Source organism: Flavobacterium humidisoli, from assembly GCF_023272795.1.
In the GTDB taxonomy this organism is placed as follows: domain Bacteria; phylum Bacteroidota; class Bacteroidia; order Flavobacteriales; family Flavobacteriaceae; genus Flavobacterium; species Flavobacterium humidisoli.
This window is the reverse complement of record NZ_CP096829.1, coordinates 301,742-315,141: the sequence shown is the minus strand read 5'-3', so window position 1 is coordinate 315,141 and position 13,400 is coordinate 301,742. Positions and strand designations below refer to the sequence as shown.

The 13,400-nt window shown below is 30.2% G+C and carries 12 protein-coding genes; all 12 read left to right on the top strand.

All coding sequences use genetic code 11. From position 1 onward, the window contains the following. The first annotated feature begins 1 nt into the window (after position 1). The 12 genes from neuC (at position 2) to M0M44_RS01480 (ending at position 13,396) form a co-directional block, all read left to right on the top strand. Positions 2-1,123: a UDP-N-acetylglucosamine 2-epimerase gene (neuC, locus tag M0M44_RS01535; RefSeq protein ID WP_248728213.1), complete on the top strand. Its 1,122-nt coding sequence runs from the start codon at positions 2-4 to the stop codon at positions 1,121-1,123. Beyond that, complete coding sequence (locus M0M44_RS01530; protein WP_248728212.1) at positions 1,084-2,517, top strand: glycosyltransferase family protein; 1,434 nt, start codon at positions 1,084-1,086, stop codon at positions 2,515-2,517. Before neuC ends, M0M44_RS01530 begins: the two co-directional genes overlap by 40 nt. Further along, a complete protein-coding gene (locus tag M0M44_RS23815; RefSeq protein ID WP_275981821.1) occupies positions 2,514-3,155 on the top strand; it encodes a CatB-related O-acetyltransferase in 642 nt (213 codons plus the stop codon). Before M0M44_RS01530 ends, M0M44_RS23815 begins: the two co-directional genes overlap by 4 nt. 49 nt (positions 3,156-3,204) lie before the next feature. After that, a complete protein-coding gene (locus M0M44_RS01520) occupies positions 3,205-4,638 on the top strand; it encodes an MBOAT family O-acyltransferase (RefSeq protein WP_248728211.1) in 1,434 nt (477 codons plus the stop codon). Next, complete coding sequence (locus tag M0M44_RS01515; RefSeq protein ID WP_248728210.1) at positions 4,638-5,519, top strand: hypothetical protein; 882 nt, start codon at positions 4,638-4,640, stop codon at positions 5,517-5,519. Before M0M44_RS01520 ends, M0M44_RS01515 begins: the two co-directional genes overlap by 1 nt. 100 nt (positions 5,520-5,619) lie before the next feature. Continuing rightward, on the top strand, positions 5,620-6,432 hold the full coding sequence (locus M0M44_RS01510; protein WP_338030077.1) for a hypothetical protein: 813 nt from the start codon (positions 5,620-5,622) through the stop codon (positions 6,430-6,432). Then, positions 6,432-7,616, top strand: coding sequence for a glycosyltransferase family 4 protein (locus tag M0M44_RS01505; protein WP_248728209.1), 1,185 nt, complete (start codon positions 6,432-6,434; stop codon positions 7,614-7,616). The genes M0M44_RS01510 and M0M44_RS01505 overlap by 1 nt, the downstream gene beginning before the upstream one ends. Continuing rightward, positions 7,591-9,135: a glycosyltransferase family 2 protein gene (locus tag M0M44_RS01500; protein ID WP_248728208.1), complete on the top strand. Its 1,545-nt coding sequence runs from the start codon at positions 7,591-7,593 to the stop codon at positions 9,133-9,135. Before M0M44_RS01505 ends, M0M44_RS01500 begins: the two co-directional genes overlap by 26 nt. Continuing rightward, positions 9,132-10,142 carry a glycosyltransferase family 2 protein gene (locus M0M44_RS01495; protein WP_248728207.1) on the top strand — a complete coding sequence of 337 codons (1,011 nt, stop codon included), beginning with the start codon at positions 9,132-9,134 and terminating at the stop codon, positions 10,140-10,142. Before M0M44_RS01500 ends, M0M44_RS01495 begins: the two co-directional genes overlap by 4 nt. Before the next feature lie 35 nt (positions 10,143-10,177). Next, positions 10,178-11,197, top strand: coding sequence for a hypothetical protein (locus M0M44_RS01490; protein ID WP_248728206.1), 1,020 nt, complete (start codon positions 10,178-10,180; stop codon positions 11,195-11,197). Then, a complete protein-coding gene (locus M0M44_RS01485; protein WP_248728205.1) occupies positions 11,184-12,311 on the top strand; it encodes a glycosyltransferase in 1,128 nt (375 codons plus the stop codon). Before M0M44_RS01490 ends, M0M44_RS01485 begins: the two co-directional genes overlap by 14 nt. After that, the gene (locus tag M0M44_RS01480) at positions 12,308-13,396 is read left to right on the top strand and encodes a glycosyltransferase (RefSeq protein WP_248728204.1); all 1,089 of its coding nucleotides are present in this window, start codon (positions 12,308-12,310) and stop codon (positions 13,394-13,396) included. Before M0M44_RS01485 ends, M0M44_RS01480 begins: the two co-directional genes overlap by 4 nt. Positions 13,397-13,400 lie beyond the last annotated feature (4 nt).

Genomic DNA, 13,400 nt, shown 5'->3' with positions numbered 1-13,400 from the left:
AATGAAAAAGATCCTTTTTTTAACGGGTACCAGAGCCGATTTTGGGAAAATAAAATCATTAATCACAATTCTTGAAAAACAGCAGGAATTTGAGGTTTTTGTTTTCGTAACCGGTATGCATCTGCAAGAAGAATACGGATACACCCTAATTGAAATTGAACGATGCAATTTTAAAAACATCCATACTTTCGTGAATCATACTCATGAAACCACTATGGATCTTACTCTTGCAAAGACTATAGAAGGATTTTCAAGTTATTGCAATACTATAAAACCAGATATGATAGTCGTTCATGGAGATCGTGTTGAGACTCTGGCCGGTGCGATAGTTGGATCTCTTAACAATATTCTCGTAGCCCATATTGAAGGAGGCGAAGTTTCAGGAACTGTTGATGAATTGATTAGACATAGTGTAAGTAAACTAAGTCATATACATTTTACTTCTAATGTCGAAGCTGAAAAAAGATTGATTCAAATGGGAGAAATAAAAGAATCTGTTTTTACAATCGGTTCTCCAGATATTGATATCATGTTTTCGGAACAACTGCCAGATTTAGCAACGGTAAAAGAATATTATAATATTCCATATGCTGATTTTTCAATTGTGATGTTTCATCCTGTTACGACAGAAATAAATGCAATGAAGCAATATGCAGAAAATTTTGTTTCTGCCTTGCTTAATGATAATCACAATTATGTGGTCATTTATCCAAACAATGATTTAGGAAGCCAATTTATTTTGGATAGTTATGGGAAGTTAAAAAATAATGAACGATTTAAAATTTTTCCTTCACTTCGGTTTGAGTATTTTTTGACTCTTTTAAAAAACAGTAAATTCATTATAGGAAACAGTAGTGCTGGTATTCGCGAAGCGCCTTATTACGGCATTCCGATTATCAATATTGGCACTAGACAACAGAATAGGGCAATACATGCAGATATAATAAATGTGGATTATTCTGAAGAAGAAATAGAAGAGGCACTTTCTATTATCGACACCCATAAAGTACAAAAATCTGACTGTGATTTTGGACAAGGAAATAGTGCAGAATTATTTCTTAAATATCTTCAGAAATCGGATATTTGGCAGCTCAATCACCAAAAACAATTCAGAGACAGCTAATGCCTAAAAAGATTTTTATTTTATTGCCAGACGGAGTTGGGCTTAGAAATTTTGCTTTTTCTAATTTTTATAAAATTGGACAAGAGAAAAATTTTAATATTACGTACTGGAATAATACGCCATTTGATTTAAAAAAAATCGGTTTTGAAGAAATCAAAATTAAAAATGCGAAGCCAAATCCTTTAACAGATAGTTACAAAAATGCTCGAAAACATATTGAGCTTAATCTCAGTATAAAAAAAGAAAAAGATACAGTTTACGATTCTTATCGTTTTCCTTTTTCTTTTAAAAGTCTAAAAGGTACAGTTAAAAGTTGTTTTGCAAAATTCTTCATCTTAATAAACAATTCTGAAAAAGGCTTAGAAAAAGTTAGAGAAAAGATAAAAATCCAAGAAAGAGATACGGAGTTTTATAAAGGTTGTTTAGAAACACTTCGAAAGGAAAAACCTGATTTTGTATTTTGTACTAACCAGCGTCCTGTTTTGGCAATAGCACCTTTATTAGCAGCCAATGAACTTAAGATACCAACAGGAACTTTTATTTTTTCATGGGATAATCTGCCTAAAGCAACAATGGTGGTTGAAACGGATTATTATTTTGTCTGGAGCGAGCACATGAAGGCTGAACTTCAAAAGTATTATCCATATATAAATGAAAATCAGATTTTTGTTGTAGGAACACCCCAATTTGAAAGCCATTTTGATCAAGGCATTATCGAAGATAAGGCACAATTCTTTGGTAAGCATAAGATGGATTTAAATAAAAAATACATCTGCTATTCTGGAGATGATGCGACTACTTGTCCCGATGACCCGCAATATTTATCTGACTTTGCTAATGCAGTACGAAAAATAAACGAAGAGAAGAATTATTCATTAGGGATTATATTTAGACGTTGTCCTGTTGATTTTTCAGGCAGATATGATGAGGTTTTAGTTAAGAATAAAGATTTAATTGTTTCAATTGATCCGAGTTGGGAAAAAATAGGGGAAGGATGGAATACCGTTTTGCCAACAAAAGCAGATGTTAACTTGTTAACTAATACTGTGTACCATTCTGAAATGGTGGTAAATATGGGATCTTCAATGGTTTTTGATTTTATTTGCCATGATAAGCCATGTGGCTATTTTAGATACAATCAAGAAAATCAGGTAGATAAAAACTGGGATATCTTTACGTGCTACAATTATGTGCATTTTCGGTCAATGCCTGAAAAAAATCCTGTGTTTTTTATGGATAATGCAACTTCAATTGCAACTTCAATTGAAAAAGTTTTAGAAGACAGTAATGAAATTAAAGTTCAAGCAAAAGAGTGGTTTAAAATAATCAATCAACATCTCCCACAATTAGCATCACAGCGTACTTGGGAAGCAATAATGCAAATAGTAAAATGAAAAAATTTTTACGAAAAATAGCATGGAAAATCCTCGGGAATGAATATCATACATTCTTAAAAGGACAAAATAAGCATTATTTGCATTTTGCTAAAAATGTTTCTATCGGATATAAAACTTATCACAATGGAGCATTTGTTTGGCAATGGCATAATAATTCATCATTAGAAATAGGGAAATATTGTTCAATAGCAAACGATGTCAATTTTATATTAGATTCTGGGCATCATCAAGTTAGCGAGATTACTAGCTTTCCTCATTTTAATCATTTGCGAAATAATAGTTTGTTTTTGGATGAAGAGTCAAAAAACAAACTAAAACAAAGTATCGTAACTCCAGAAAGTAAAACTATAATTGGGAATGACGTTTGGATCGGCATGAATGTTATTATTTTGCCCAACGTTAAAATAGGAAATGGAGCTACAATTTTAGCTGGGTCTGTTGTATCAAAAGATGTTCCTGATTATGCTGTAGTGGGGGGAATTCCAGGAACAATAATAAAAATGAAATATAATCCTGAAACCATCAGTAAATTGCAGCAAATTGCATGGTGGAATTGGGAACCAAAAAAAGTGGAGGAAAATGTGCAAGATTTTTATCTTCCAATTCAGGGATTCATTAACAAATGGTATAGCTAAATGATCGTAAGACTTTTACTTTGTTTTATTTTAAACTGATTTTAAATTTATGTTTTTCAACTCTTTGGCCTTTGCCATATTCTTGCCAATCGTTTTTTTCTTGTATTGGTTTGTCTTCAATAAAACTAAAAGCACTCAAAATGCTTTATTAATTGTTGCTAGTTATTATTTTTATTCGTGTTGGGACTCGAGATTTCTATTTCTGCTAGTTTTTTCTACATTTTTAGATTATTTCACTGGAATTCAAATCGAGAAAAGCAATTCAGACAAAGGCCGAAAATTCTGGTTTTGGTTGAGTATTTTAGTGAATTTAGGATTCTTAGGAATTTTTAAATACTATAACTTCTTTGCAACTTCATTTGCAGAAATGTTCACTTCTTTTGGTTTTAAAGTAAGTCCATTTTTGTTGAATGTGATCTTACCTGTTGGAATCTCATTCTATACTTTTCACGGATTATCATATGTAATTGATATTTATTATAAAAGAATAAAAGCAGAATACAACTTTATAGACTATTCACTTTTTGTAAGCTATTTTCCGCTTCTAGTTGCTGGACCAATAGAAAGAGCAACGCATTTATTGCCCGAGTTAAAAGAAAAACGTGAATTTAATTTAGAGAAAGCAAAAGAAGGAGTTTATCAGATTGTTTGGGGACTGGTAAAGAAAGTGGTTATTGCAGATACTTGCGCGGTGTATGCCAATTCTATTTTTGATCATTATCCTTCAATGAATTCTTTCTCATTAATTATGGGAGCAATTTATTTTGCATTTCAGATTTATGGAGATTTCTCTGGATATTCAGATATTGCACTGGGAGTTTCTAAATTATTTGGCTTAGATCTTTTGAGAAATTTCAATTACCCTTATTTTTCGAGAGATATAGCCGAGTTTTGGCGCCGTTGGCATATTTCACTTTCTTCTTGGTTTAGAGATTATTTGTACATTCCGTTAGGAGGAAGTAAAGGTGGCCTTTGGATGAAAATTAGAAACACATTCATCATTTTTATTGTCAGCGGATTTTGGCATGGCGCCAACTGGACGTACATTGTTTGGGGATTTATAAATGCTGTTTACTTTCTTCCTTTATTATTATCCAATAGTAATAGAAATAATATGGACTCTATTACTTTAAAATGGAATTTAGATTCGGTAAAAGTGCTTTTTAGTATTCTCACTACTTTTTTATTGACTTGTGTTGCATGGGTATTTTTTAGAGCACGAACTATTACGGATGCCGTTTTGTATCTAAAAAGAATATTTACTAATGGAGAGTTTAGCCCTCAGTATTTAGACAACGAACGATATAATTATGAATTACTAATGATGATTGGCTTATTCGTTTTAGTAGAATGGAATAATAAAACTAAAGTGGAGCCAATCTCAGGAAAAAGAAGTTGGTTGAAAATGGCTCTCGCTATTATGGCTATTATTGCTTTTGGAACCTATTCAGATTATAAAGAATTTATTTATTTCCAATTTTAATGAAGAAGTTTTTATTATACATCTTAGGAATTTTACTTTTAACAGTTTTGATAGCGGTTATTTTAGATGGGTTCTATACTTATATTTTTATGCAGTCGAGAAACCGTGGGAAAATTGAAACCGTTTTTAACTCTACAGCAAAAAAATATGATGTAGTGATTCTAGGTTCTTCAAGAGCTAATAATCATTTTGTATCGAAAATGTTTGAAGACAAAGGATTAAAAACATTCAACTACGGCATGAGCGGAGGACATTTGTTTGAAGCCTCATTACTTTTGAAATTGATGGTGGAAAGAAAATATGAAATCAAAAATGTAATTCTAGAAGCTGATTTAAATCTTGCTAGCGATCATCAAGCTGAAGGAATTGCCGCATTGTTTTTGCCTTATATTCATAATTCTGAAATCATCAAAGAACGTTATAAAAGGGAAAGCAATTTCAATGAATTATACTATATACCATTTTATAGATATATAAAATATGATAGTAAAATTGGTTGGAGAGAAACATTTTTTACCTTTATAAATAAAAAAACAAATTCTTTAGATAATTTAGGATATTACCCTTTAGAAAAACATAAAAATGGCAATATGAAAAATAATATTGTCAATTTAAATCCTTTGCCACACAATAAATACTACGAAGAGATCAAAAGCATTTGTAAAAAGCATAATATCAATTTCATTGCTGTTATGACTCCTATGTGTGAAAATGTTGTTGGAATGAATTATTTTGATAAAGTAAAAAAAACGTATCCAGAAATTTATAATTACGAAAATTCAGTTATTGAAAATAAATATTTTTCTTCATGTGGGCACATGACAGATGAAGGAGCAAGATTGTTTACCGCAAGAATTATTAAAGATTTTTTTCAGAAATAATAGCAGTTCATTTCTGTTGCAAAAGAATTATATGGATATGCGAAAATTTTTACTTTATCTTTTAAAGATCTTGATCTTGACTTTTATTTTGATGTTAGTAATGGATAAGATTTATTCTTATTTTTTTCTTCAATCTAATAAAAGAGATAAAATAGGTTTTATCTATAATTCTCCACCAACAGAATATGATGTTGTAATATTAGGTTCGTCAAGAGCAAATAATCATTTTGTTACACAAATGTTTACTGATAAAGGGCTAAAAGCATTTAATTTCGGAATGCAAGGATCAAAATTATTTGAATCTGATTTGATTTTGAAATTGCTTTTAGAGAAAAAAAATAAAATCAAAAATGTAATAATTGATGTCGATGTGACTTTAAGATCTGAAGAAAAATCGGAAGGAATGTCTTTGAAATTTCTACCATATTTGTATGATTCAGAATCTGTTAAAAAACATTTCGAGAGTCAGAATGATTTTAATAGCATTTATTATATCCCTTTCTACAGATATCTAAAATTTGATACGAAAATTGGTTTTAGAGAAGTGTTTTTTTATGCATTAAATAAAAAAAACAAAGCACTTGATAATGGCGGATATAACGCATTATCCCATAAGAATGGAAATATGAAACCTGAAATTTTAGATTTTCAACCAAAAAGGAATAAATATTATGAGGAAATAAAAAAGATATGCCAATTAAATAATATTAAGCTTATTGCCGTAATGACTCCAGTATGTGAAAATGCGGTCGGAAAGGATTATTTTATTAAGGTAAATCAATTATATCCTGAAATTTATAATTATGAAAATAAGGTGATTGAAGATAAGTATTTCTCGAATTGTAGTCATATGAATGATATGGGAGCAAAAAAATTTACAGCAAAAATTATAAAAGACTTTTTTAATAAATAATGCATATAGCTTTTCTAACGCCAGAATATTCACATCCTAGTATTCCAAAATCGGCTGGGATTGGAACAAGTATTAAAAATCTGGTAACCTCACTGCATAAGTCTGGAAATGATATTACTATTTTTATTTATGATCAACCTGTACAAGAAATTATAGATGATAATGGAGTTAAAATTCATCGCATTAAAAGAATAAAATATAAATTTTTCGGATGGTATTTGTATCGTAAGCACATTGAGAAATACTGTAGTAAGATAATAAAACAAGAGAATATTGCAATAATTGAAGCCGCAGATTGGACTGGAATTACAGCATTTATGCATTTTAAAATTCCTTTAGTGATTCGTTTTCACGGAAGTGATACTTATTTCTGTCATTTAGAAAATAGAAAGCAAAAGCTTAAAAATTTTTGGTTCGAAAAATTAGCAATAAATAAGGCGCAGGCATTTATAGCCCCAACAACATTTGCAGGAGAAGTTTCAAAAAGACTTTTTAAGATAAAAGGAAAAGAAATCAAGACCATTCATAATGGATTGAATCTTCAAAGTTTTGAAAACGAAAAACCAGAAGAATTTGAAACGAATCTGATTTTATATGCAGGAACCTTAATTAGAAAAAAAGGAGTTTTAGAACTTCCAAAAATTTTTAAGGAAGTGCAAACTGATTTTCCCGATGCAAAATTAATTCTAATTGGAGGCGATGCGCCAGATATAAAAACGGACTCCAAATCAACTTGGGAGTTAATGAAAACGTTATTTGCCGTAGATGGTTTGAAAAATGTAAATTATCTAGGTAAAATCCCATATAGCGAAATGCAAAATTACATAAAGAAAGCCAACGTCTGTGTGTTTCCAACTTTTGCAGAAACACTAGGAATGGTAACAATTGAATCTATGGCAATGCAAAAAGTAGTTGTCAATAGTAATATTGGCTGGTCGGAAGAATTGATTATTGATGGAGAAAGTGGCTTTTTGGTTCATCCTTCAAATCATGATTTATACGCTAAGCGAATTAAGCAGGTTTTTGAAGATAGGCAGCTAGCTCAAAAAATAAGAGAAGGTGCACGGGCTCGAGTAGAAGAAAAATTTGACATAAATAAACTGCTATTTGATAATATTGATTTTTACCAAAAAATTATAAATTTAAAAAAGAGAGAAAGTGATAATTATTTATCATCAGAATAATAAAATTGTAGAAGTAAATTCTGAAGGAGAAAATATTCTATTTTCTCAAAAAAGTATAGCGGTCAATTTATTTCAAATTGCTGAGCAATATCCGGAAAGTCTTATTGTATGGTGTCAATTAGATTTAAAATCAAATTTGAATTACACTAAACTGACGGAAATTTTTCATCATAAAAAAATAATGGCATCTTATAATTTGTCAACAAATTCATTTTTTTCAGAAGCGATTGGATATGCAGATTTATCTCTATTTTTAAATATTAACAAAGGAGTTAGTTATCCAACTTGGATGATGAGCAGCCATGTTGGCGGAATTCATGCGGAGGTTTTAAATGCTTTGAAAAATCAAATTTTTAAAGACTCAGACTTTGATTATTTTTTGCACTCAATGGCTAAACTAACAATGCCACTAGGTTTATATTGTTATTCTGATCCAAGGTTGCTTAAAAAATCAGATATAATATTCCCTAAATTCAAAAACAATAATTTTCTATTGTTTCGATTTATTAAACAGCATTATAAAACACGTTGGATATTTTTGCTGTTTTTAAATTTATTTCTTTATGAAAAAAAGTTTGCTTTTTCACCTCTCTTTTTTACACTCTTCTATAGTAAACGCAATGTAAGAGGCGATGTATTACAACTTATAGAAAGCCAATCGCGAAGAAAGGTAGTAGAAGATGGTTCTATAGACATTATAATTCCGACAATTGGACGAAAAAAATACTTGCATGATTTCTTAAATGATTTGGCATTACAAACTCATTTGCCAAAAAACGTAATAATTGTAGAACAAAATCCTTTTATTAGCTCTGTTTCAGAACTTGATTTTATTGAAAGTGATAATTGGCCATTCTACATAAAACATATTTTTACGCATAAAACAGGAGCGTGTAATGCGAGAAATTTAGCTCTTGCGGAAATAAACAGTGAATGGGTATTTATGGCTGATGATGATATCCGAATTGATAAAAGATTTTTGGAAAAAGCTTTTGAGGTAATAAAAAAAGATGGAGCAGAACAAGTTACATTTGGATGTTATGCACCTGACTATGCCGAAAACAAAAAAATCCAGCGTAGATTGCAATCAAGCAATTTTGGTTCTGGCTGTAGTATTGTGAAATCAAAAAATATAGAATCAATATCTTACAACACAAGTTTTGAATTTGGTTATGGTGAAGATAGTGACTATGGAATGCAACTTAGAAATAAGGGATTTGATATTATATTTTCTCCAAAACCAGAAATAATCCATCTTAAAGCACCAATTGGAGGTTTTAGAGAAAAATATATTTTAGCTTGGACGAATGATTTTATTCAGCCAAAACCGTCGCCAACAGTTATGTTATATAATCTTTTGAATGCAACCAAACAACAGTTGAAAGGATATAAAACGACTCTGTTTTTCAAATTCTACAGCGTTCAAAAAATTAAAACCCCTATTAAATATTATAACAATTATAAAATTCAATGGGATAGAAGCTTACATTGGGCAAACAAATTAAACAGCAAAAAATGAGAGTTTCGTTAGTAATCTGTACTTATATGAGGGCTAAACCTTTGCAGAGACTGCTTGAGTCAGTTAAAATTCAAGAAAATTATCCTAATGAAATTTTGATTATTGACGGATCTATTAACGATGAGACGAGAATAATTTTGCAGCAAAATAAATATGATAATTTAAAATATTTCAAAGTTTCGGATCAAGACAGAGGGTTAACCAAACAACGTAATTTTGGAATTTCAAAAGTAGATCCAGAATCTGATATTGTTTGTTTTTTGGATGATGATACTGTATTAACTCCTCATTATTTTAAGGAAATTTGTAATACATTTCAAAGTAATGATGATATTATTGGTGTTGGAGGAATTGCAATTAATGAAAACAAATGGAAGCCCCAAGACAATAATAGAAATTATAATAAAAAGAAGTTTTATTTGTTTGAAGGATATTTTTATAAAGAAGGTTTAAGAAACGTTGCAAGAAATTCTCTTGGTTTAGCCTCAAACTTAGGACCTGGAAAGATGCCGCTTTATTCGCATGGAAGAACTTGTGGTTTTCCTATGACAGGTAAAACTTATGAAGTGGATTTGTTGATTGGAATGTCTATGTCATTTAAAAAAGGCATTCTTGATAGAATTAAATTTTCAAAATTTTTTGAAGGTTATGGTTTATATGAAGATGCTGATTTTAGTTTAAGAGCTTTACAATTTGGCAAAAATGTCATTAATACAAATGCTAAATTGTATCATTATCATGATCCATCAGGGAGACCAAATCGATATAAGTATGGGAAAATGGTAGTAAGAAATGGATGGTATGTTTGGAGGATTAAAAATCCAAATCCAAAATTTATTGATCGCTTTAAATGGAATTCTATTACTGTTTTGCTATTTTTAATTCGGTTTGTTAATATCTTGACCGAGAAAAACAAAATAGTCCCTTTAACTGAGGGAGTCGGAAGGATGGTTGGCTATTTCAGCTTAGTTTTTGCTAAACCTGCTTTACCTACTTCTGATAATTAGAATAGATCGTTAAAGTAAAATTAAGGCGAGTAATTATGAAATTAGAATTGTCAGTTTGGACTTCACACATTAATCAGCTTGTATATTCTTATTTTTATTTTTGTAAAAAAGAGAGAATAGAGTTTAATTTAGTAAAAAATGAAAAAATAAAATACAACGGAGGAATATTATATATCGAAAACAAACGGATTTATTTTGATTATTCTGACTCGCCAGAGTTTATAGATTTGCCAGAATTGTATGATTTTTATTTTAAAAGATCTCTTCGCACTGCAGATCATGTAAATAATATATACCCTCTAAATTTTAATACGTCAATGTCTTACAAAAGTCATTTATTGTTGATGAACTTAAAGACTGACATACTATTTCATAAATATAGCCGGACCGAAGTAGTTAGAGCAATGGATCGGTTTTCTTTTTTTACAAGTTCCTCACATAAGCATGTAGACGTAAAAAGATATCCGAAGAAGGCAATTGATTTTGGAGGAAATGTGATTTTTTATACAAGATTATGGAATCCAGATAATCATAAAGATGAGGATGAAAAAGAGCGCAGAAGACTTCAGAATGAATTTAGAGTTAATGCGTGTAGGATATTGAGAAAAAAATATAAACAGGCTTCGGTAGGTTTGTTGAGTGACCCGTTAGCAATTACCTTGGCTCCCGATCTAATACTTGATAAAAAACAATCAAATAAAAATAATTATTTTAATACGTTAAATAAGAGCAATATTTGTATAGCTGATGATGGGCTTAAAGATACTCCTGGTTGGAAGATAGGCGAATACTTATTATTTGGAAAAGCAGTTGTTACAACACCACTCAATATTTCAGTTGACAATTTTAATGAACATGTGAATTATGAGAAGCTTAGCAGTCGTAATGCTTATGAAGAACTGCCAGAAAAAATTGATTATCTATTAGAGAATAAGAAATATTTAGAAATGGGAGAAGAGAATCTGCTTTGGAGTGAAAAATATTTGCACCCTAAAAATTATATTAAGAGAATTCTAACAATTGTAGAAAAAAAAAACAAGATTGAACTCAGTTAAATTTGTTATCATAACTCATGTATCTCATGTTTGCAAAAGCAATGAATATTTAGGATATTCACCTTATGTTCAAGAAATGAATATTTGGCTGGAATATGTTGACGAGGTTATTATTGTTGCTCCATTAAGAAAGCGAAAAATAACTCCTATAGATATTTCGTATCAGCATGATAAAATAAATTTTAAGGCAGTTCCTGATTTTAGTTTCATTAGTCTAAAAAATATTTTAGTATCAATTTTTAAATTGCCGACTATCTTTTGGAAGATATTTTGGGCAATGAAAGCAGCCAATCATATTCATTTGAGATGTCCAGGAAATATGGGGCTAATTGGTTGTTTTGTTCAGGTTCTTTTTCCAAATAAAATTAAAACAGCAAAATATGCTGGAAATTGGGATCCTAAAAGTAAACAGCCTTGGAGCTATCGCTTACAAAAATGGATTCTTAATAATGCATTTCTAACAAGAAATATGCAAGTTTTAGTATATGGAGACTGGGAAAATCAATCAAAGAATATAAAACCATTTTTTACAGCAACTTATTCTGAAGCAGAAAAAGAGAATATTGAGAAAACTGATTTTAACATTGGAATTAAATTCGTTTTTGTTGGGAGTTTAGTTTCAGGTAAAAATCCTTTATATAGTATTGAACTAGTTGAAAAATTAGTAACAGAAGGTTACAATGTGACGTTAGATTTGTATGGAGATGGTGTCGAAAGAGATTCTCTAGAAAATTATGTTCAAATGAATAAACTGGAGGAATATATCAATTTAAAAGGAAATCAGAATAAAGAAACTTTAAAGGATGTTTATCAAAAAAGTCACTTTGTAATTTTACCTTCAAAAAGTGAAGGGTGGCCAAAAGCCATCGCAGAGGGAATGTTTTGGGGTTGCACTCCAATAGCGACAAAAGTATCATGTGTTTCTTATATGTTAGATTATGGTAAACGTGGGACTCTGCTTGAAATGGATTTGGATAAAGATGTTGAACAGATAGAGAATTTAATAGTGAACCAAAATGATTTTTTAAAGAAAAGTCAAATAGCGATGGAATGGTCACGCAATTTCACTACAGATGTTTTTGAAAAAGAAATCTCAAAATTGCTGATAAAATGAGAATTGTACAGATTATAGATTCTTTAGAAGTTGGTGGTGCAGAACGTATGGCTGTCAACTATGCAAATTCACTTGCTGGAAAAATTGAGTTTTCAGGATTAATTGCTACAAGAAATGAAGGTTTACTTTTAGATCACTTAAATGAAAAAGTAACTTATTCATTCTTGAAAAAAAAATCTGCGTTAGATTTAGGTGCAATTTTAAGATTAAGAAATTATATCAAGAGGAATAAAGTAGAGCTTATTCATGCACATAGTTCCTCATTCTTTATTGGAGTGGTAGTGAAACTAATAATACCAAAGGTTAAAATAATTTGGCATGATCATTATGGAATTTCACAGAATCTTTCAGCACGAAAAAATTTGATATTAAAACTTTCATCCTTTTTCTTTTTAGGGATTATTTCTGTCAATCAACCTCTAAAAAAATGGGCGCAAAATTATCTAAATTGCCAAAATGTTATATATTTTCCTAATTTTATTATCGAACCTGAAGCTTCCTTAAGTACTTTTAAATTAGAAGGAAAAGATGGTGAAAGAATAATTTGTGTTGCAAATTTACGCCCTCAAAAGAACCATGAATTATTGATTAATGGTGCAAAGGAAATTCATGAAAAATTTCCGGATTGGACTTTTCATTTGATAGGAAAAAAATTTAACGATTCTTATAGCGCAAATCTATTTGATCAGGTTAAAGATAAAGGACTTTCTAAAAATGTATTTTTTTATGGAGCAGTAAATAATGTACAAGATTTGTTGAAACAGTGCGAAATCGCAGTTTTAACCTCCTTTTCAGAAGGGCTTCCTTTGGCTGTTTTAGAATATGGACTAGCCAGTTTACCTGTTGTGGCAACCAATGTTGGTGAAATTTCAAAAGTTATTCCTTCACCTAATGAAGGTTTGATAATTGATTCAAATAATTTAAGTCAGTTTGTAGATTCAGTCCAGAAATTGATTGAAGAGCAAGGTGTCCGAAAATTATTAGGGAAAAATTTGAATTGTTTTGTGAATCAAAATTTTAGCGAAAAATCAATTTTACAAGAGTACATTACATGGTTGCAATCTTTGATTACTTTTGCAGAGTAAATAT

Coding starts and splice junctions, on each gene's coding strand:
- neuC (WP_248728213.1), top strand. CDS start 2: ATGAAAAAGATCCTTTTTTTAACGGGTACCAGAGCCGATTTTGGGAAA.
- M0M44_RS23815 (WP_275981821.1), top strand. CDS start 2,514: ATGAAAAAATTTTTACGAAAAATAGCATGGAAAATCCTCGGGAATGAA.
- M0M44_RS01520 (WP_248728211.1), top strand. CDS start 3,205: ATGTTTTTCAACTCTTTGGCCTTTGCCATATTCTTGCCAATCGTTTTT.
- M0M44_RS01515 (WP_248728210.1), top strand. CDS start 4,638: ATGAAGAAGTTTTTATTATACATCTTAGGAATTTTACTTTTAACAGTT.
- M0M44_RS01510 (WP_338030077.1), top strand. CDS start 5,620: ATGGATAAGATTTATTCTTATTTTTTTCTTCAATCTAATAAAAGAGAT.
- M0M44_RS01505 (WP_248728209.1), top strand. CDS start 6,432: ATGCATATAGCTTTTCTAACGCCAGAATATTCACATCCTAGTATTCCA.
- M0M44_RS01495 (WP_248728207.1), top strand. CDS start 9,132: ATGAGAGTTTCGTTAGTAATCTGTACTTATATGAGGGCTAAACCTTTG.
- M0M44_RS01490 (WP_248728206.1), top strand. CDS start 10,178: ATGAAATTAGAATTGTCAGTTTGGACTTCACACATTAATCAGCTTGTA.
- M0M44_RS01480 (WP_248728204.1), top strand. CDS start 12,308: ATGAGAATTGTACAGATTATAGATTCTTTAGAAGTTGGTGGTGCAGAA.